Origin of the sequence: Staphylococcus petrasii (assembly GCF_002902565.1) — a bacterium.
GTDB lineage: Bacteria > Bacillota > Bacilli > Staphylococcales > Staphylococcaceae > Staphylococcus > Staphylococcus petrasii.
In genome coordinates this window covers 1-18,407 of record NZ_PPRC01000010.1, presented here as the reverse complement: position 1 = coordinate 18,407, position 18,407 = coordinate 1, and the positions used below count along the sequence as shown (strand labels likewise).

Genomic DNA, 18,407 nt, shown 5'->3' with positions numbered 1-18,407 from the left:
ATGAAAATTGCCGTAGTAGGCGCAGGGGTGACAGGTTTAGCGGCAGCAGCAAGATTGGCTGCACATGGTCATCAAGTAACCCTATTTGAGAAGAATGAACAAGTTGGCGGACGCATGAGTCAATTTAAAAAAGATGGTTTCACCTTCGATATGGGACCAACCATCGTCATGGTACCCGATGTATATAAAGCAGTATTTGAAGAAAGTGGTAAAAATTACGAAGATTATATAGATATGCGACAGTTAACGCACATCTTTGATATTTACTTCTCAGATAAGGATAAAGTCAGCGTCTCTACCGATTTGCCACAACTGAGTCAGGCGTTAGAAGCGATTGAGCCAGGCTCTACGCAAGGATTTATGTCATTTCTAACGGATGTGTATAAACGCTATGAAGTTGCGCGTAAGTATTTCTTGGAACGTACATTCCGCAAACCGAGTGAGTTCTACAATCCGCTGTCATTATATCGCGGCTTGAAATTACGTACGATTAGTAAAGCGGATCAACTGATTGATAATTACGTGGCTAATGAGAAAATACGTAAACTTTTAGCTTTTCAAACGCTATACATAGGTATCGATCCGAAACAGGGGCCTTCTATCTATTCGATTATTCCAATGATAGAAATGGTGCATGGCGTGTATTACATTAAAGGCGGCATGTATAGCTTGGCTCAAGGTTTATTGAAATTAGGCCAAGACCTCGGTGTAGAAGTGCGCTTGAATTCAGATGTCCAAGAAATTATCATTGACCCTAAATTTAAATGCGCAGACGGTTTACGCGTGAATGGCGACATTCACCGTTTCGACAAAGTGCTTTGTACGGCTGATTTCCCATATGCAGCACAACATTTGATGCCATCGCATTCACCTCTTAAGAAATATTCTTCTGAAAAGGTAGAAAACATGGACTACTCATGTTCTGCATTTCTAGTGTATGCCGGCATAAATCGCGATTTACGAGATAAAGTCCATGTGCACAATGTCGTCTTTGCCGAAGACTTTAGAGGTAACATTGATGATATATTTAGCGGTAAAATGCCTGACGACCCGTCACTATATCTGTATTTCCCAGCTGTAGAAGATGATTCATTAGCGCCTGAAGGACAAACAGGAATGTATGTCTTGATGCCTGTGCCTGAATTGAAAACAGGAAATATTGATTGGAACGATCCAGCGACAATTGAACGTGCGAAAGAAGTCGTTTACAACAAGATACAAACGATTGAAGCATTAAAAGATGTGCGAAAAGATGTGGTTTCAGAAACTATCTTTACGCCGTTAGATTTCGAAAAGCGCTATAATGCTAAATTTGGTACGGCGTTTGGTTTAATGCCCACATTGGCACAAAGTAATTATTATCGACCACCTAACGTGTCGAGAGACTATAAAGATTTATATTTTGCGGGAGCAAGTACCCATCCAGGTGCCGGTGTGCCGATTGTTCTGACAAGTGCAAAGATTACTGCAGAAGCGATGTTAGACGATATCGCCCGTGGTCATTAAATTTTGAAATACAAACAATAATTCAGAAAATTATCAATATTGACAATACTTATCGAACTGATAGAATAAAATTAATTCGATAGAACTTATTTAAAGAATCAGAGGAACGAGAGCGAACTCTCTGAAGGTAAGTGTCATATATGATGATCAGCTATATGTCACTTTTAACTAAGCATGACATATAGCTTTTTTATTTTTTAAAAGGGGGATGGATACAAATGGTAATATCAAAACGATTAGCAGCGATACCGGAAAGTTATTTTGGTAAAACGATGGGACGTAAAGTTGAACATGGACCTCTTCCACTTATTAATATGGCAGTGGGCATTCCAGACGGAGAAACACCTCAAGGTATTGTTGACCACTTCGCAGAGGCTATACGCATACCAGAGAATCAGAAATACGGCGCCTTCCACGGTAAAGAATCTTTTAAAGAAGCCATCGTCAATTTTTATCAACGTCAATACCATGTCACGTTAGATAAAGATGATGAAGTCTGTATTCTTTATGGTACAAAGAATGGGTTAGTCGCATTACCAACTTGTATCGTAAATTCAGGAGAGAATGTCTTATTGCCTGACCCGGGTTACACAGATTATTTAGCGGGCGTCATGCTTGCAGATGCTAATCCAGTACCGCTCAATTTAGATCCTCCAGACTATTTACCAGATTGGGACAAAGTAGACCCAGAAACATTAGAGAATACTGCCCTCATTTATTTAACGTATCCTAACAATCCAACAGGCTCAACGGCGACGAAAGAAGTATTTGATGAAGCCATTCAGAAATTTAAAGGCACACGCACTAAGATTGTTCATGACTTCGCTTACAGTGCTTTCGGATTTGATGCTAAGAATCCAAGTATTCTTGCTTCTGAAAATGGCAAAGACGTTGCAATCGAAATCTTTTCATTATCGAAAGGATATAATATGTCAGGCTTCCGTGTAGGATTTGCAGTGGGCAATAAAGATATGATTCAAGCCCTTAAAAAATATCAAACGCATACTAATGCAGGGATGTTTGGTGCCTTACAAGATGCCGCAACCTATGCATTAAATCATTATGATGACTTTTTAGACCAACAGAATGAAACATTTAAACGTCGTCGCGATGCCTTCGAACAACGTTTAAGTGAAGCGAAGTTACCATTTGTGCATTCTAAAGGTGGTATCTATTCATGGCTTCAAACACCGCCTGGCTATGACAGTGAAACATTCGAACAATATTTATTACAAGAACAATCTATTTTAGTAGCACCAGGTATTCCTTTTGGGGAAAATGGACGCTACTACGTCCGCATATCATTAGCACTTAACAATGAACAATTAGCCGAAGCGGCGGATAGACTAGCCTCTTTATCACATTTATATCAAGATTAACAACTAAGAAGAAAAGAGATGAGATAGCATGACTAAAATCAAAATAATGAGTGTTCGAGACGAAGATATTCCATTTATCGAAGAATGGGCAACAGAAAATAAAGTCGAAGTAGAATTAAATAAAGCTTTTTTATCCGAAGAGAACGTGGATAGTGTTCAAGGATTTGATGGATTGTCTTTATCACAACAACATCCTTTATCAGAAGAAGTATTTGCGAAGTTACAACAATACGGCATCAAACAAATTGCACAACGTAGTGCAGGATTTGATATGTACGATTTAAATTTAGCTTCAAAATATAATATTATTGTGTCTAATGTTCCGTCGTATTCACCAAGTTCAATTGCTGAATTTGCGGTAACACAAGCGATTAATATTGTTAGAAATCAAAATGATATTCAACGTAAAGTACGTGCACATGACTTTAGATGGGAACCTTCAATCTTATCTCGTTCAATTAGCGAACTAACTGTGGCGGTTATTGGTACTGGACGTATTGGTTCAATTACTGCAAAGATATTCGCGAAAGGCTATAACAGCCGTGTCGTAGCGTATGATCCTTTTCCAAATGAACACGTCGCACAATATGTAGAATATAAAAATACATTAGAAGACGCGCTAAAAGAGGCCGATATCGTTACGGTGCATATACCTGCGACGAAATATAATCATCACTTGTTCGATGCCTCCCGCTTCGCACAATTCAAACAAGGCGCTGTCTTTGTTAACGCAGCAAGAGGCTCAATCGTAGACACGAAAGCATTGCTCAGCGCTATTGATGAAGGTCATATTAAAGGGGCAGCACTAGATACCTACGAACATGAAAGAGGATTATTCCCTGGCGATTATCGCGACAAAGCTTTCGATGATGCGCTATTAGATGAGCTAATTGCACGTGAAGACATTCTTCTAACGCCACACATTGCTTTTTATACTGACGCAGCCGTGAAAAATTTAATTGTAGACGCATTAGACGCTACCATAGACGTATTAAACACAGGCACCACAAAATTAAGAGTAAACTAATAAAAAACTCCTAGGGAGGAGCAACATAACCTTCTCTCTAGGAGTTCTATAAATCAATCATTAGAGTTATGAATTATTTTACATCATAACCTTGATCTTCGATGGCATCTTTCATTTCTTTCATTGAAACTTTATTGTCATCGTAATCTACTCTAACTTCATTTTTATCTAAATCTACTTCAGCGCTTCTCACGCCATTGATTTTAGCTAATGCTGATTCAATAGTATTTCTGCAATGGTCACAACTCATACCATCTACTTTAATTACATCATTAATCATTTTTGCGTCACCTCCAAGAACTTATTATATATATACCCATATTTTACTCCTTTTCAATAGATGAAACAAAAATAAAATAGAATTATGTTAATAAAATGCATTTATAATTTCATGCGTTTTAAACGTAAAGCATTACTTACAACACTTACAGAACTTAACGCCATCGCTGCACCAGCAATCCACGGTGCTAATAAGCCCATCGCTGCAATCGGGATTCCTGCGACATTATAGCCAAATGCCCAGAATAGATTCTGCTTAATATTGCGAATCGTCTTATCACTCGCACGAATCGCTTTAGGGACTAAGTGAATGTCACCACCAAGTATAGTGATGTCAGCCGCTTCAATCGCTACCTCTGTTCCTGTATCCATCGCTATACCAATATCCGCTTTTACTAACGCAGGTGCATCATTAATGCCATCGCCAACCATCGCAACTTTATGATCATCCGCTTGTAACTTGCCAATATGTTCCGCTTTATCTTCCGGTAAGACATTCGCAATCACTTGATCAATGCCAACCTCATCCGCAATCGCTCGCGCCGTACGTTCATTATCTCCAGTCAGCATCACCGTATGAATATGCATATCATTTAACTGTTGAATCGCTTCTTTCGCAGAAGACTTCACCGTATCCGCAACAGCAATCATGCCTTTCAAGTCGCCGTCATACGCCGCTAACATAACCGTTTGACCCTTCGCCTCAAGTGCTTCCATCTTAGACAGCACATCGCTAATATTAATACCATTATCCGTCATTAATTTACGATTGCCCACGTATAACATTTTATTCTCAACCACCGCTTGCACCCCATGACCAGGTAATGTGCGGTAATCAGAAACCTCAGCAGTGTCCACACCTTGTTCACGCGCATAACCGACAATCGCAGTAGCCAACGGATGCTCAGAATTACTTTCAACAGAGGCAATCAATGACAATATTTCTTTTGCTCCTTGGAAATAGGTTACCTCAGGTTTCCCATGTGTTAACGTACCCGTTTTGTCAAACACCACCGTATCGACCTGGTGAGTACGTTCTACATATTCGCCACCTTTAAATAAAATACCATGTTCCGCAGCGCGACCAGTCCCAACCATGATAGACGTAGGTGTAGCAAGACCAAGCGCACATGGGCAAGCAATTACCAACACAGAGATGGCTGCGACTAAGGCATCTTCAAATTGTCCAGGATGAACAAATACAATCCAGATTAAAAACGTAAGTACGGCAATACCAATAACAATCGGTACAAAATAGCCAGAAATAATATCAGCTAAACGTTGAATAGGAGCTTTAGAACTTTGCGCATCTTCAACAACTTTAATGATATTAGATAGCGCAGTATCTTTACCCACTTTCGTTGCTTTAATCGTAATTACGCCATTGGTATTAATCGTTGAACCAATCACCGTATCATCAACTTGTTTATCAATCGGCATGGATTCACCAGTTAACATCGATTCGTCTACAGCCGTTTCGCCTTTAATAATTTGACCATCTACCGGTATTTTTTCACCTGGTTTAATTAATAAAATATCGTTCACGTTAACTTGATCTAAAGGTACCATCTGTTGTGTGCCATCATCACTAACAATACGCGCTTCTTTCGCCTGTAAATTTAACAATTCACTTAACGCATTCGTCGTTTGTGATTTCGCTCTTGCTTCTAAATATTTTCCGAAAAGAATAAGTGTAATTAATACGGCACTCGTTTCGAAATATAGATGAGGTGTGGTAGTGGTGCCGACTAGCCACTTAATCATTTCATAAATACTGTAAAAGTAAGCAGCACTTGTACCTAAAGCGACTAACACATCCATATTGGCGCCACCATTACGCAAGTTCTTATACGCGCCCACATAGAATTGCCAACCGATAATAAATTGGATAGGGGTCGCTAAAATAAATTGAAACCAAGGATTCATTAAAATATCAGGCAAGTGCATATTGAATAAATGAACAAGCATCGTCATTAATAAAGGTAAAGAAAGGATCGCAGAAATAATAAGCTTGTTACGTTTATGCTTCAATTCTCGCTCTTTACGTGACGTTTGTTCTTCCTCAGTTTGTTTCCGTTCAGCATCATAACCCAACTTTTGAATGCGACCAATTAATGTATCAACATCTGTTTGTCCAGGGTAATAATCAATCGCCGCTTGTTCAGTCGTTAAGTTTACGGTAGCCTGTTTCACACCAGCAGTTTTATTTAACACCTTTTCAATACGGTTAGAACATGCAGCACAGGTCATGCCAGTAATATCAAGCTCTGCCTTATCAGTGGCAACATCATAGCCTAACTTTTGAACAATCTCGACAAAATCATTCACCTTATATTCACTTGAAGCATATTTAATATTGGCTTTTTCAGTCGTTAAATTGACTTGGGCATCCACATGATCCATTTTATTAAGACGTTTCTCAATTCTGTTAGAGCATGCCGCACACGTCATCCCAGTAATCGCTAACGTAGTTTTGCTATCTTGGCTCATTTGTGCACCTCCTCGAATGTTCATGTTTAATATACCCCCTAAGGGTATTTCAGTCAATGACTCTGTTTGACCATTTTTCAAAAATAAAAAGCACACATGTCAGAAGGGGGAATCTAACATGTGTGCTGTAAATAAAGCTGTATTTATTTTAGAAAAAATCTGATGGATTAAAGTGATCAAAATGTAAGTTTTTTAAATTATTGAAATCATAACTTGAAATTGTTTGAACAAATTGACCATTTCTTACTTCATCGTAATAGTGATTGGCTTCGTTAATAATATCGTGGTCTTGGAATGTTTTCACAATACCAAGGATAATGAGCAACGTAATAATTCCTTTGAATATACCTTTCATGTGATATCGCACTCCTTGTCTTTCTCTCTTTTAGGGCAAATTACTGAGGATAATTAATTTTCTCTTTAATTTAATCTTATTATATAAGGTTATTGAATAAATTTCATGCGTCCATAGTACGGATTTACTATCATTCAAAAGTTGTAAATAAATTGAATGATGTAATACAAACTTTTTTAGGTTTAAATCTAATTTTCCTAAATAAAAAATAGAGTGGTAATTGTTTTAAAATTTCAAGAAATGGGAACGGTTAAGTAAATAACAAAGGAGTGAGCATGAATGAATTTATTAGAATTTCATAAAAAAATAAAAGGCTATACTCAATCGGAACAACCTGGTAGCGAGAAGGATATGGATCCAAGACCAGTTTCAGAATTAGATGAATATAAAGCTGCGGGTAAATTAAAAGGTAAAGTAGCGCTTATTACTGGCGGTGACTCAGGTATTGGTCGCTCTGTCGCAATCTTATTTGCGAAAGAAGGCGCAAACGTTGCTATCGGTTACTACAATGAACATGAAGACGCTGAAGAAACAGTTAATCGTCTTAAAGAAATCGGCGTAGAAGCAAAAGCTTATTCACATGATTTAAAAGATGCGCAACAATCTAAAGATTTAGTGGAAAATGTAGTTAAAGACTTTGGCGGTTTAAATATCTTAGTCAATAACGGTGCAGTTCAATTTCCACAAGATGATTTCTTAGATATTACGCCTGAACAATTTAAAGAAACATTCGATACAAATATCTTTGGTATGTTCTTCTTGTCACAAGCAGCTGTACCTCACTTGCATGAAAATGATGCCATCATTAATACAACAAGTGTAACGGCTTATCGTGGCTCAGGTCATTTAATTGATTATTCTTCAACTAAAGGTGCGATTGTATCATTCACACGTTCATTAGCGACAACGTTAATGGAGAAAAATATTCGCGTAAATGGTGTAGCACCTGGTCCAATTTATACACCACTTATCCCATCTACATTTGATGAAGACAAAGTGGAAAACCAAGGTGGCGACACACCAATGGGTAGACGTGGCCAACCTGCCGAACTTGCTCCTGCATATGTATTCTTAGCTACAAATGCAGATAGCTCTTATATTACAGGTCAAATTATCCATGTAAACGGCGGAGATTATATTACGTCATAATCGTGGCATAAATATAGAGATTATCATCCCTGGAAGTAAATGACTTCCGGGGATTTTTTATTGCCATAATTAATAAGTAATGGATTTTTCGTGCTAAAAAAGTAAAGATTGTTTAAACTTTAACTAACTATAAAAGTAGGTGAGACATATGACTGAAAAAGAAAAAATGTTAGCGAATCAATGGTATGATGCTAACTTTGATGAAGAATTAGACGCAGACCGTGTTCGCGCAAAAGATTTGTGCTTTGAACTCAATCAAACCCGTCCGAGTAATAAAGAAAAACGCAAAGAAATACTAACAGAATTATTTGGATATGAAGCGGAAAATTTAGCGTTAATTAGTCCGTTTGATACGGATTACGGTTGGAATGTGAAACTAGGAGGAAATGTCTTCATAAATAGTAATTGTTATTTTATGGACGGTGGAGGTATCACTATAGGTAATGACGTCTTTATTGGTCCTTCATGTGGCTTTTATACCGCTCATCATCCACTTACATATAAGGAACGCAACAAAGGTCTTGAACTAGCACAGCCCATTACAATTGGTAATAACATTTGGTTTGGTGGGAATGTAGTAGTTACGCCTGGCGTGACTATCGGCGATGGTTCAGTAATTGCAGCGGGAAGTGTAGTAACGAAAGATGTTCCAGAGAATAGTTTAGTTGCTGGTGTCCCAGCGAAAGTGATACGAACAATCACTGAAGAAGATGCGCCAAAGCTTGATGAGTAAAAACCATCCTTTCAATTGTTGTCTGAGATTAATTAGATAAAGATTGGAAGGATTTTTATTTTTGAAAATAAAAGCGAGAACTTATGGCGGAAATTAAATATATAATAAATAGTATAAATAAATGATATAATTAAAAAGATTAGGAACGATAGTGATATTGTTCTCCAAAACAAATTTTTAATAAATAATAAAGTGAATCACATTACTTTAAAAACATCGAAAGAATAAAACAACTGAGAAAGGAAATGAAGTATGACACTTAAAAACTTTATAGCGAATCAAAGCAAGCGCAAATTAAAATTTATTTCTGAACCTGTTAAAAGACAAAGAAAATCAGCTTATACGCGTAAAATAATGAAGTATGCCAAATACTATGAAGATATTAAAGTGGATAATCATTCTATTTTATATCAAGTAAGAGACGGAAAAAGCATTACTGACAGTCCGTATGCAGTATTTAAATACTTAAGTAATAACAAAAAATATAATAAATATTCACACAAATGGGTAGTAGATTCTGAAGAAACGTTGAACTATTATAAACAGAAATTGAGTAAGTATCGTAATGTTGAATTTGTCATTAAGGAATCTAATGATTATTTAAAAGCGTTAGTAGAATGTAAGTATTTATTTAATAATTCCACTTTTCCAGCTTATTTTATTAAAAAACCAAATCAAGTCTATATCAATACGTGGCATGGTACACCTTTAAAATATATGGGATTAGATATTGAAAATGGCTTACGAGGATCTCAAAATATTATTAAAAACTTCCTAGCAAGTGATTATTTAATTAGTCCTAATCCCCATACGACTGAGATATTCAAAAAAGCATTTAAACTTGAAAATATTTATGGTGGGGAAATCTTAGAAATTGGTTATCCTCGAATTGATTTAACTTTAAAAACAAACCCTCAAACAATTATAGAAGAATTGAAAGCACATATAAAAATTAGTGATGAAAAAATATTATTGTATTGTCCAACATGGAGAGGGGAAGATGTTGATAATCCCGAAGAAAGTTTAAAGAATATTGTTGATGAAATAGAAAAGCTAAAAAATAATCTCGATTATCAAGTGCTCGTAAAAGTGCATCCATTCATATTTAAAGAGGCTAATAAAAATGACCAACTAAAACCATATCTCATTCCTGATTATTTCGATACAAATGAAATATTGTCAGTGGTAGATTTAATGGTTACTGACTATTCAAGTATCTTTTTCGATTATCTAGTAACAGATCGTCCAATTATCTTCTATACGCCAGATTATGAAGATTATAAAACATCAAGAGGAATGTATATTAATAGTGACGAGTTACCTGGTCCTGTCATTCATACTATTGAAGATGTAATTAAGAATATAAAAAATAAGACTTATAATTCAATATCAGTGAAAAATAAATATGCTCACTTTAAAAATACATATACTCATTTAGATAATGGAGAAGTCACAGAACAACTCGTTAAATCACTTTTCAAAAATAAAATAACAAGTTCTAAGCCAAAAAAATGTAATAAAAAACGAGTTTTAATATATCCTGGAGGAATGAAAAATAACGGGATAACTTCTTCAGTAATCAATTTATTAGAAAATATAGATTACGATAAATATGATGTAACTATTTTTACAAATAGAAGTAATAATCAAGAAATTTTAAACAATATTAGTAACGTCAATAAGAACGTACGAATTATTTTAAGAGTAGGGCCATTGGCTGCTTCATTAAAAGAAACATACAAAGTAGATTTCGTTAGACAAAGAGGCTTAAAAGGTGCCATTGAACGCTTCATTTATCCAAAGAATGTATATGAGCGAGAAATAAGAAAGGTATTCGGTAACAGTCAATTTGATTATGCGATTGATTTCAGTGGCTATTCTATGTTCTGGGCAAATCTTATTCTAGCGACAAACACAAAACGTAAATTAATTTATTTACACAGTGATATTAAAGCGGATATGGATAGAACAGTGAATGGAGCTAGACCACATCATCAAAATTTAAAAGGTGTGATTTCACTATATCCAAAATTTAATAAACTAGTATGTGTTTCTGAAGCTTCTAAAAATCAAAATAAAGAAAACTTAAATGTAAAATCATTAAATAAAAAATTTGTAGTCTCAAGAAATACAATTAATTTAACTAAAATTAAGCAACTTGTTGTAGATGACTCAGATCATTTCGAAAAAAATTACAAACCTGTGTTAGTTAATATCGATAATGGAAACATTAGTGCTACAGAGTTTAATGATAGTGACTTTAAGATTGTTACGGTGGGTAGATTATCACCTGAAAAAGGTTTTGATTTATTAATTGAAGCGGTGAGTAAAGTAGTTAAAAAATATCCAAATACTAAATTATATATTATGGGCGAGGGACCTATAAGAAAAACATTAAAGAAATTAATTAAATCATTAAAACTAGAAAATCACGTCTACTTATTAGGTCAAAGAAAGAATCCATTTTATATTATGAAACAAGCAGATGTCTTTGCATTAACTTCTCATTACGAAGGGCAATCTATGGTGTTACTTGAAGCACTAACGCTTAAAATGAATGTATTAGCTTCAGATATTGTAGCTAATAGATATGTGTTAAATGATGGGAATTACGGAGCTTTGGTTAGTCATGATACAGGTGATATAGCTAAACAAATCGAAGTGTTTATGACAAACCAAAATAAAAAATACGATGAATTTGATGCTGAAGCATATAATAAATTAGCTATTGAAGAGTTTTATTCACTTTTAAAATAATAAAATTTAACCACGGTCAACGTAGATATATGATGACCGTGGTTTTATATTAGAAAGTAACTTTGTTTTTATGATTATACGCCAAATAGGCTTTGATACCTTCATCGATAGTATATTGAGGTGTATAGCCTAGTGCTTTAAGTGGCGTAATGTCAGCACAAGAATGCTTAATATCACCAAGTCGTGGTGCTTTAAATGAATATGGAATGCTATATCCGAAGCCCTTTTCAAAAGCATTAAAGACCGCTTTCAAATTGGTTTGTGATCCAGTACCTACGTTATAAATTTGTCCATTAGTCTCAGAAGATTGAACGGTTAACCATAATGCAGAAATCAAATCATCAATATAGACAAAATCACGAGTTTGTTCGCCATCTCCATAGAATGTGAATTCGGATTTGTGAGTAAATTTACTGTTCATAATAGATAACACGCCCGAATAATCAGAATTTGGGTTCTGTCTAGGACCATAAATATTGAAGAATTTTAAACAAGCGCAAGGGACTTGATAGAGATTATTATAAATTTTAGCATATTGTTCTCCTGAAAATTTCTGAATCGCATATGGAGAAAGTGGGAAAACTTTAGATTCAGAAACTGATTTTGGTAAATCAGGTAAATTACCATAAACAGCTGCTGAAGAAGCAAATATTAATTTTTTAATATTTGGATTCCATTTGCGTGTTGCTTCTAATAAATTAACTGTTGCTTCGATATTTACTTCATTAGAGAGTTGAGGTTTTTCAATCGTTTCAACCACGCTTACCATGGCTGCTAAGTGAATAATATAATCAAATTGTTCTTTTTTAATTAAATGAGTTACAAAGTTATAATCTGTGATATCTTTAATATAAATATTTTCTCTTTTGACAAAAGGGATATTTTCCAAAAAGCCAGTGCTAAGGTTATCTATAACGTGGACGTCGATGTCTTCGTTAATAAATTTTTCTGCCACGTGAGAGCCAATAAAGCCTGCTCCCCCTGTAATTAATACTTTCATAAATATACTTCCTTTTCTCTAGATGTCGGTAATTTGTGCTGATTATATTATACTTCATTTTTATAAAAATATGAATTGAATATAAAATAATATTATTTTACAAAATGTAAATGTGAAGGAAAAGTGTCTATTATTTAGATAAGTAAAACTTTTCAGATAACTGAGTGTAAGCGATTGCAAAAAGTGGTAACTACATAGTAGAATGAGTGTAATGATACGAATTATCATTTTATATAAGGCAATTTTTATAGCAAGTGTTTTAAATTCTTACAAATACATAGGGGGTAATTAAGAATGGTAGTACCTTTCAAAAATGAACCTGGGATTGATTTTTCAGTACAAGAAAATGTCGAAAGATTTCAAAAAACATTAGAACAAGTTAAAAGTGAATTAGGTCAAACACTTCCAATCGTCATTGATGGGGAGCATATTACTAAAGATGATACATTCGATTCAATTAATCCAGCGAATACTTCTGAAGTCATCGCTAAAGTTTCAAAAGCTACAAAAGAAGACGTGGAAAAAGCGTTTGAATCTTCAAATAAAGCGTATAAAGAATGGAGTAAATGGTCACATAGAGACCGTGCTGAATTATTATTACGTGTAGCAGCAATTATTCGTCGTCGTAAAGAAGAAATTTCTGCTGTAATGGTATATGAAGCAGGTAAACCATGGGATGAAGCGGTTGGCGATGCTGCAGAAGGTATCGATTTCATTGAATACTATGCACGTTCAATGATGGACTTAGCAGATGGGAAACCAGTATTAGACCGTGAAGGCGAACACAATAGATATTTCTATAAACCTATTGGTACTGGTGTAACAATTCCACCTTGGAACTTCCCATTTGCAATCATGGCTGGTACAACAATGGCACCTGTAGTTGCAGGTAACACTGTCTTATTAAAACCAGCTGAAGACACTGTTTTAACAGCTTATAAATTAATCGAAATCTTAGAAGAGGCAGGCCTTCCTAAAGGGGTAGTAAACTTTGTGCCTGGCGATCCTAAAGAAATTGGTGATTACTTAGTAGATTCAGTGCATACACACTTTGTAACATTTACAGGTTCACGTGCAACTGGTACACGTATCTATGAACGCAGTGCAGTTGTGCAAGAAGGTCAAACATTCTTAAAACGTGTTATTGCTGAAATGGGTGGTAAAGATGCCATCGTTGTAGATGAAAATATTGATACTGACTTAGCAGCACAATCAATCGTAACATCTGCGTTTGGCTTCTCAGGTCAAAAATGTTCAGCATGTTCACGTGCCATCGTACACAGCTCTGTATATGATGAAGTATTAGAAAAAGCAATTGAATTAACAAAAGACCTTACAGTAGGTAATACTGTAGATAATACATTTATGGGTCCTGTTATTAACAAAAAACAATTTGATAAAATTAAAAAATACATCGAAATTGGTGGTAAAGAAGGTAAAATTGAAATCGGTGGCGAAGCTGACGATTCAACAGGTTACTTCATTAAACCAACAATTATTTCAGGCTTAAAATCTTCTGACCAAGTAATGCAAGAAGAAATTTTCGGCCCAGTAGTTGGCTTTACTAAATTTGATAACTTTGAAGAAGCAATCGAAATTGCGAACGATACAGATTACGGTTTAACAGGTGCAGTCATCACTAATAACCGTGAAAACTGGATTAAAGCAGTAAACGAATTTGATGTAGGTAACTTATACTTAAATCGTGGTTGTACTGCAGCAGTTGTAGGTTACCATCCATTCGGTGGTTTCAAAATGTCAGGTACAGATGCCAAAACTGGTAGTCCAGACTACTTATTAAACTTCTTAGAACAAAAAGTCGTTTCAGAAATGTTCTAATATATTTCAATACGAGTGCCATACAAGGTGAAGAGTCTTACTAAACTCTTCCTTTGTATGGCATTTTTTTGTTTATAACAATATAAATTAAATGAGTAATTAATATTGAAAATCATTTTCATTAAATCGACATATTTTAGAATTGAGAGATATTGTATAAAAGCAAAGATAGGTATATGATAATGATTATCAAATGAAAGTTGAAAGCGTGATTTTATGTTAAATCTAACAAAGGGCATTAAAAATAGAAATTATAAGGTTGAAGCAATAAATATAAAAAATAAAAGTATGTTGTACCGATTAAGTGCATTTGGTTTAACAATAGGAAGTACGATTAAAATTAAACAAAAATGTCTGTTAAATGGTCCTAGTGTAGTCGAAATTAATGGACAATATCTTAGTATCCGTCAACGTGACGCTCATCTTATTGTATTAGAGGAGTAAGCAATATGGATAATAGCTTTTGTATACTAGGTAACCCTAATGTTGGCAAAACCTCATTATTTAATGCATTAACAGGTTCGTATGAATATGTAGGAAATTGGAGCGGCGTTACTGTTGAGAAAAAAATAGGTAAATTGAAACAAGATTTAGGAGAGTTAATTGACTTACCTGGTTGTTATGATTTATCTCCTATTTCAAAAGATGAGAGTGTAGTAACTGATTATTTAATGAACTCATCATTTTCAGGCATGATTAATATCATTGATGCGAGCCAATTAAAAAGAAATTTGCATCTAACTATACAATTATTAGAATTAAATAGTCCTATAATTATTGGTTTAAATATGATTGATGTTGCTACAAAAAGAGGCATCAAAATTGACTATGAAATGCTAATGAGAAAATTGAAAATTCCTGTTTTTCCAATAGTAGCGAGAAATGCTAAGGGGACTAACGATTTATTAAAGGAATTAAATTATTTAAAACCTGATGAAAGACAATTATTTAAAATTAAATACGATGAAGATATTGAAAATGCAATTCAAGAAATTAGTTCAATTATTCAGGAACATACTGATTATCCAACTGAGCGTTTAAGATTTATTGCTATTCAATATTTATTAGACAACTTAAAAATATCTCAAGAATTAGATTCTCAAATTTTAGAACAGTTAAAACCATTAAAAAATCAATTAAATAGTTTATCTGAAACTAATGTACATGAACGTATTGCACAAACTAGAAATAGTTATATCGATATGCTATTAAAAGATGTAATTAACTATCCTCAAGAAGAAAGACAATTTTTAACTGAAAAAGTAGATAAAATTTTAATGAATAAATATTTTGGTATACCTATATTTTTAGGCATAATGTGGCTAATTTTCCAAACTACATTTACTTGGGTAGGTACGCCACTATCCGATCAGATGGATAGCTTTATTAGCAATCAATTAACAGATTGGATAAAAATAGTAATGAGTCACTTGCATATTTTACCATTTCTGCAAGATTTAATTACGGATGGTATTATTGCCGGCGTTGGTTCTGTTCTAGTATTCGTTCCACAAATTGTGGTGCTATTCTTCTTCATTTCTCTTTTAGAAGATTCGGGATATATGGCAAGAATCGCAGTATTAATGGATAAAACAATGGAATCGATAGGATTAAGTGGTAAATCTTTTATCCCAATGATAATAGGGTTCGGTTGTAACGTTCCAAGTATTATGGCAGCCCGAAGCATTGAGAATGAAAAAGAGCGATTAATTACTATTTTAATAGCTCCTTTTATGTCATGTTCAGCGCGTTTACCCGTATATGCATTATTTGTTGGTATATTCTTTAAAAACTATCAATCTTTAGTGGTATTGAGCTTATATGTTTTAGGTATTGTAGTCGCGCTCATCGTTAGTACAATTTTAAATCGTTTTATTTTGAAAAATGAGGACGCAATCTTTATCGTTGAATTACCAACTTATCGTTTTCCATCTATAAAAACTTTATGGAGAAGTACTTGGGAAAAAGCAAAAGGATTTGTTAGAAAAGCGGGAACTTTTATTTTTGGTGGATCAGTTGTTATTTGGACTTTAAGTTACATTGGACCACATGGCGTTAATGTGAAAATAGATCAAAGCTTTATGCATATTTTAGGAGAAATGGTTGCGCCATTAATTGCACCACTAGGCTTTGGTAGCTGGCAAGCAGGGGCAACATTAATTCCAGGTTTCTTAGCTAAAGAAGTCATTATTAGTTCTATGGCGATTCTTTATTCTTCAAGTGAAGACGGTCTCGTTAATGTTATACAACAACAGTTTACACCCCTTTCAGCCTATGCATTTATGGTGTTTATTTTACTTTATGTTCCATGTATTTCGACGGTCGCTACAATTCGTAAAGAAACATCATCATGGAAATGGACTGGTTTTGCATTAGTTTATCCTATAGTGACAGCTTATGTTTTAACATTTTTATTTTATCAAATAAGTAAATTATTTATATAAGGGAGTCTTATCATGTATATCCTAATTAATTTAATTATATTTATAGCTATCATTAGCTATACGCTTTTCACATTAGTTAAATTCTTTAAACGTGCTAAACGTGGTAATTGTGGTAGCTGCAAATCAGATTGTCATTGCAATACGGATTCATTGAAAAAAGTTAATGACTATACAGCCACTCATCTAAAATAAAATATATTTTTAGTATAAAAAGAGAGAGATGCTCTACTTCAAATAGAGTATCTCTCTCATTTATTTATTATTGCATTTGAGAATAGTCTTGACCATTCAACATCCAACGTACACCGTATTTGTCAGTAAATACGCCCATTTTACCGCCCCAGAATTGTTCCGCAAATGGTAATTCGATATTAAGTGATTCATGATCTTTAATCTTATCGTAGAATTGTTGAACTTTCTCTGCATCTTCTTGGTCATTAACATCAAAATCTATTAATAATGAGATACCATTATTAATATTTGCTACACGTCCAAATGAGTCTGAACAAAGAATTTTAACGCCTAGAACTTCGAATTCAGCATGCATAGTTGAATCTTCAACTTGATCCTTAGTCATTCCGAAATCTTCTGCTTGGTTTTCTCCTACTTTTAATCTATTGATTTTAGTCGCACCAAACACGTTCTCATAATACTCAAGTGCATCTTTAGCTTTTTCAAAAGACAAATATGGATGTAATTCAGTCATTTTCTTTCCCCTTTAAAATTAATGGCTTACAAGGGTCATTTTATATAATTTTGACAGGAAAGTCGATTATCTACTTATTCCTTAGCTTTAATATTTACAAGTTTATGAAATAACTCATCCATTTCTTTTGGAGTAAATGTCGTATTTTCATTGCGTTCCCACTCCAAAAAACTTGTTAAAACAGCGCCAAAGACGTAAAAGACTAAGCTTGAAGGTACTGAATTATCTATCTCAATTTGATGCATATTGTCTTTAAATTCATTTTTCACAAATTCAATTAAATAAAGATGTCGTGCTTTTTCAAATTCTTTATCTCCCTGTTGCTTCAATTCAATACGCGCAATTTCGTCTCTATTGAAAGTGTCGGCTAAGATTTGAAAAGGGTTATTCAATCGCTCTTTAATATCTATTGAAAAGTAAGCATTATGCGTTAACTGTAGCAGGTAATTTAATAATTCATATTTATCATAAAAATGCTTATAAAATGTCGTACGGTGGATTTGGGCATTTTCACAAATTTTATTAACAGAAATGTTAGAGAACATTTCTTTTTCAAGTAAGAGATATAAACTACGAGTTAATGCCTTTTTAGTTTTAATCACTCTTAAATCTTTATCGTTCATGTTATATTCCCCCAACATGTACACAATATAAAAAGTAGCAAGTAATACATATTATATAATTATAAGTTATATTTATACACAAATAAACCAACGCTATCGAATATTTTGTGAATTATGAAT

The 18,407-nt window shown here is 34.2% G+C and carries 16 protein-coding genes; 10 read left to right on the top strand and 6 right to left on the bottom strand.

Annotation, left to right across the window (positions count from 1 at the left end):
- The 3 genes from CD127_RS02325 to CD127_RS02315 all read left to right on the top strand — a co-directional run bounded on the left by CD127_RS02325 (window position 1) and on the right by CD127_RS02315 (window position 3,912).
- Window positions 1-1,506, top strand: coding sequence for a phytoene desaturase family protein (locus tag CD127_RS02325; RefSeq protein WP_103365606.1), 1,506 nt, complete (start codon window positions 1-3; stop codon window positions 1,504-1,506).
- A gap of 218 nt (window positions 1,507-1,724) precedes the next feature.
- Window positions 1,725-2,885, top strand: a complete 1,161-nt coding sequence (locus CD127_RS02320; RefSeq protein WP_103365605.1) for an aminotransferase class I/II-fold pyridoxal phosphate-dependent enzyme — start codon at window positions 1,725-1,727, stop codon at window positions 2,883-2,885.
- 28 nt (window positions 2,886-2,913) lie between these two features.
- Window positions 2,914-3,912, top strand: a complete 999-nt coding sequence (locus tag CD127_RS02315; protein WP_103365604.1) for a D-lactate dehydrogenase — start codon at window positions 2,914-2,916, stop codon at window positions 3,910-3,912.
- A 73-nt stretch (window positions 3,913-3,985) separates the two neighbouring features.
- On the opposite strand, the gene copZ is transcribed toward CD127_RS02315, so the two are convergent.
- The 3 genes from copZ to CD127_RS02300 form a co-directional block, all read right to left on the bottom strand.
- Complete coding sequence (copZ, locus tag CD127_RS02310) at window positions 3,986-4,192, bottom strand: copper chaperone CopZ (RefSeq protein WP_103298111.1); 207 nt, start codon at window positions 4,190-4,192, stop codon at window positions 3,986-3,988.
- Window positions 4,193-4,293: 101 nt separating this feature from the next.
- A complete protein-coding gene (locus CD127_RS02305) occupies window positions 4,294-6,681 on the bottom strand; it encodes a heavy metal translocating P-type ATPase (RefSeq protein WP_103365655.1) in 2,388 nt (795 codons plus the stop codon).
- A gap of 148 nt (window positions 6,682-6,829) precedes the next feature.
- The gene (locus tag CD127_RS02300) at window positions 6,830-7,036 is read right to left on the bottom strand and encodes a hypothetical protein (protein WP_103298113.1); all 207 of its coding nucleotides are present in this window, start codon (window positions 7,034-7,036) and stop codon (window positions 6,830-6,832) included.
- Between the two features lie 279 nt (window positions 7,037-7,315).
- Between CD127_RS02300 and CD127_RS02295 the strand changes: the two genes are divergently transcribed.
- From CD127_RS02295 to CD127_RS02285, 3 genes are all read left to right on the top strand, one after another.
- Window positions 7,316-8,185: an SDR family oxidoreductase gene (locus tag CD127_RS02295; protein ID WP_103365603.1), complete on the top strand. Its 870-nt coding sequence runs from the start codon at window positions 7,316-7,318 to the stop codon at window positions 8,183-8,185.
- Between the two features lie 148 nt (window positions 8,186-8,333).
- Window positions 8,334-8,918, top strand: a complete 585-nt coding sequence (locus tag CD127_RS02290; protein WP_103365602.1) for a sugar O-acetyltransferase — start codon at window positions 8,334-8,336, stop codon at window positions 8,916-8,918.
- Between the two features lie 252 nt (window positions 8,919-9,170).
- On the top strand, window positions 9,171-11,675 hold the full coding sequence (locus CD127_RS02285) for a glycosyltransferase (RefSeq protein ID WP_103365601.1): 2,505 nt from the start codon (window positions 9,171-9,173) through the stop codon (window positions 11,673-11,675).
- Window positions 11,676-11,724: 49 nt separating this feature from the next.
- Here the strand turns inward: CD127_RS02285 and CD127_RS02280 are convergent, their stop codons facing one another.
- A complete protein-coding gene (locus CD127_RS02280) occupies window positions 11,725-12,675 on the bottom strand; it encodes an NAD-dependent epimerase/dehydratase family protein (protein WP_103365600.1) in 951 nt (316 codons plus the stop codon).
- Window positions 12,676-12,969: 294 nt separating this feature from the next.
- Here CD127_RS02280 and pruA point away from each other — a divergent pair, with 294 nt between their 5' ends.
- The 4 genes from pruA (at window position 12,970) to CD127_RS02260 (ending at window position 17,150) form a co-directional block, all read left to right on the top strand.
- Window positions 12,970-14,514, top strand: a complete 1,545-nt coding sequence (pruA, locus tag CD127_RS02275) for an L-glutamate gamma-semialdehyde dehydrogenase (RefSeq protein ID WP_103297187.1) — start codon at window positions 12,970-12,972, stop codon at window positions 14,512-14,514.
- A gap of 216 nt (window positions 14,515-14,730) precedes the next feature.
- Window positions 14,731-14,958: a FeoA family protein gene (locus tag CD127_RS02270; protein ID WP_103297186.1), complete on the top strand. Its 228-nt coding sequence runs from the start codon at window positions 14,731-14,733 to the stop codon at window positions 14,956-14,958.
- Window positions 14,959-14,963: 5 nt separating this feature from the next.
- Window positions 14,964-16,958: a ferrous iron transport protein B gene (gene feoB / locus CD127_RS02265; RefSeq protein ID WP_103365599.1), complete on the top strand. Its 1,995-nt coding sequence runs from the start codon at window positions 14,964-14,966 to the stop codon at window positions 16,956-16,958.
- A 12-nt stretch (window positions 16,959-16,970) separates the two neighbouring features.
- The gene (locus CD127_RS02260; protein ID WP_103365598.1) at window positions 16,971-17,150 is read left to right on the top strand and encodes a FeoB-associated Cys-rich membrane protein; all 180 of its coding nucleotides are present in this window, start codon (window positions 16,971-16,973) and stop codon (window positions 17,148-17,150) included.
- Between the two features lie 67 nt (window positions 17,151-17,217).
- On the opposite strand, the gene CD127_RS02255 is transcribed toward CD127_RS02260, so the two are convergent.
- On the bottom strand, window positions 17,218-17,664 hold the full coding sequence (locus CD127_RS02255; protein WP_103365597.1) for a VOC family protein: 447 nt from the start codon (window positions 17,662-17,664) through the stop codon (window positions 17,218-17,220).
- A gap of 74 nt (window positions 17,665-17,738) precedes the next feature.
- Window positions 17,739-18,287, bottom strand: coding sequence for a TetR family transcriptional regulator (locus CD127_RS02250; RefSeq protein WP_103297189.1), 549 nt, complete (start codon window positions 18,285-18,287; stop codon window positions 17,739-17,741).
- Window positions 18,288-18,407: the final 120 nt, after the last annotated feature.

Coding starts and splice junctions, on each gene's coding strand:
- CD127_RS02325 (WP_103365606.1), top strand. CDS start 1: ATGAAAATTGCCGTAGTAGGCGCAGGGGTGACAGGTTTAGCGGCAGCA.
- CD127_RS02320 (WP_103365605.1), top strand. CDS start 1,725: ATGGTAATATCAAAACGATTAGCAGCGATACCGGAAAGTTATTTTGGT.
- CD127_RS02315 (WP_103365604.1), top strand. CDS start 2,914: ATGACTAAAATCAAAATAATGAGTGTTCGAGACGAAGATATTCCATTT.
- copZ (WP_103298111.1), bottom strand. CDS start 4,192: ATGATTAATGATGTAATTAAAGTAGATGGTATGAGTTGTGACCATTGC.
- CD127_RS02305 (WP_103365655.1), bottom strand. CDS start 6,681: ATGAGCCAAGATAGCAAAACTACGTTAGCGATTACTGGGATGACGTGT.
- CD127_RS02300 (WP_103298113.1), bottom strand. CDS start 7,036: ATGAAAGGTATATTCAAAGGAATTATTACGTTGCTCATTATCCTTGGT.
- CD127_RS02295 (WP_103365603.1), top strand. CDS start 7,316: ATGAATTTATTAGAATTTCATAAAAAAATAAAAGGCTATACTCAATCG.
- CD127_RS02290 (WP_103365602.1), top strand. CDS start 8,334: ATGACTGAAAAAGAAAAAATGTTAGCGAATCAATGGTATGATGCTAAC.
- CD127_RS02285 (WP_103365601.1), top strand. CDS start 9,171: ATGACACTTAAAAACTTTATAGCGAATCAAAGCAAGCGCAAATTAAAA.
- CD127_RS02280 (WP_103365600.1), bottom strand. CDS start 12,675: ATGAAAGTATTAATTACAGGGGGAGCAGGCTTTATTGGCTCTCACGTG.
- pruA (WP_103297187.1), top strand. CDS start 12,970: ATGGTAGTACCTTTCAAAAATGAACCTGGGATTGATTTTTCAGTACAA.
- CD127_RS02270 (WP_103297186.1), top strand. CDS start 14,731: ATGTTAAATCTAACAAAGGGCATTAAAAATAGAAATTATAAGGTTGAA.
- feoB (WP_103365599.1), top strand. CDS start 14,964: ATGGATAATAGCTTTTGTATACTAGGTAACCCTAATGTTGGCAAAACC.
- CD127_RS02260 (WP_103365598.1), top strand. CDS start 16,971: ATGTATATCCTAATTAATTTAATTATATTTATAGCTATCATTAGCTAT.
- CD127_RS02255 (WP_103365597.1), bottom strand. CDS start 17,664: ATGACTGAATTACATCCATATTTGTCTTTTGAAAAAGCTAAAGATGCA.
- CD127_RS02250 (WP_103297189.1), bottom strand. CDS start 18,287: ATGAACGATAAAGATTTAAGAGTGATTAAAACTAAAAAGGCATTAACT.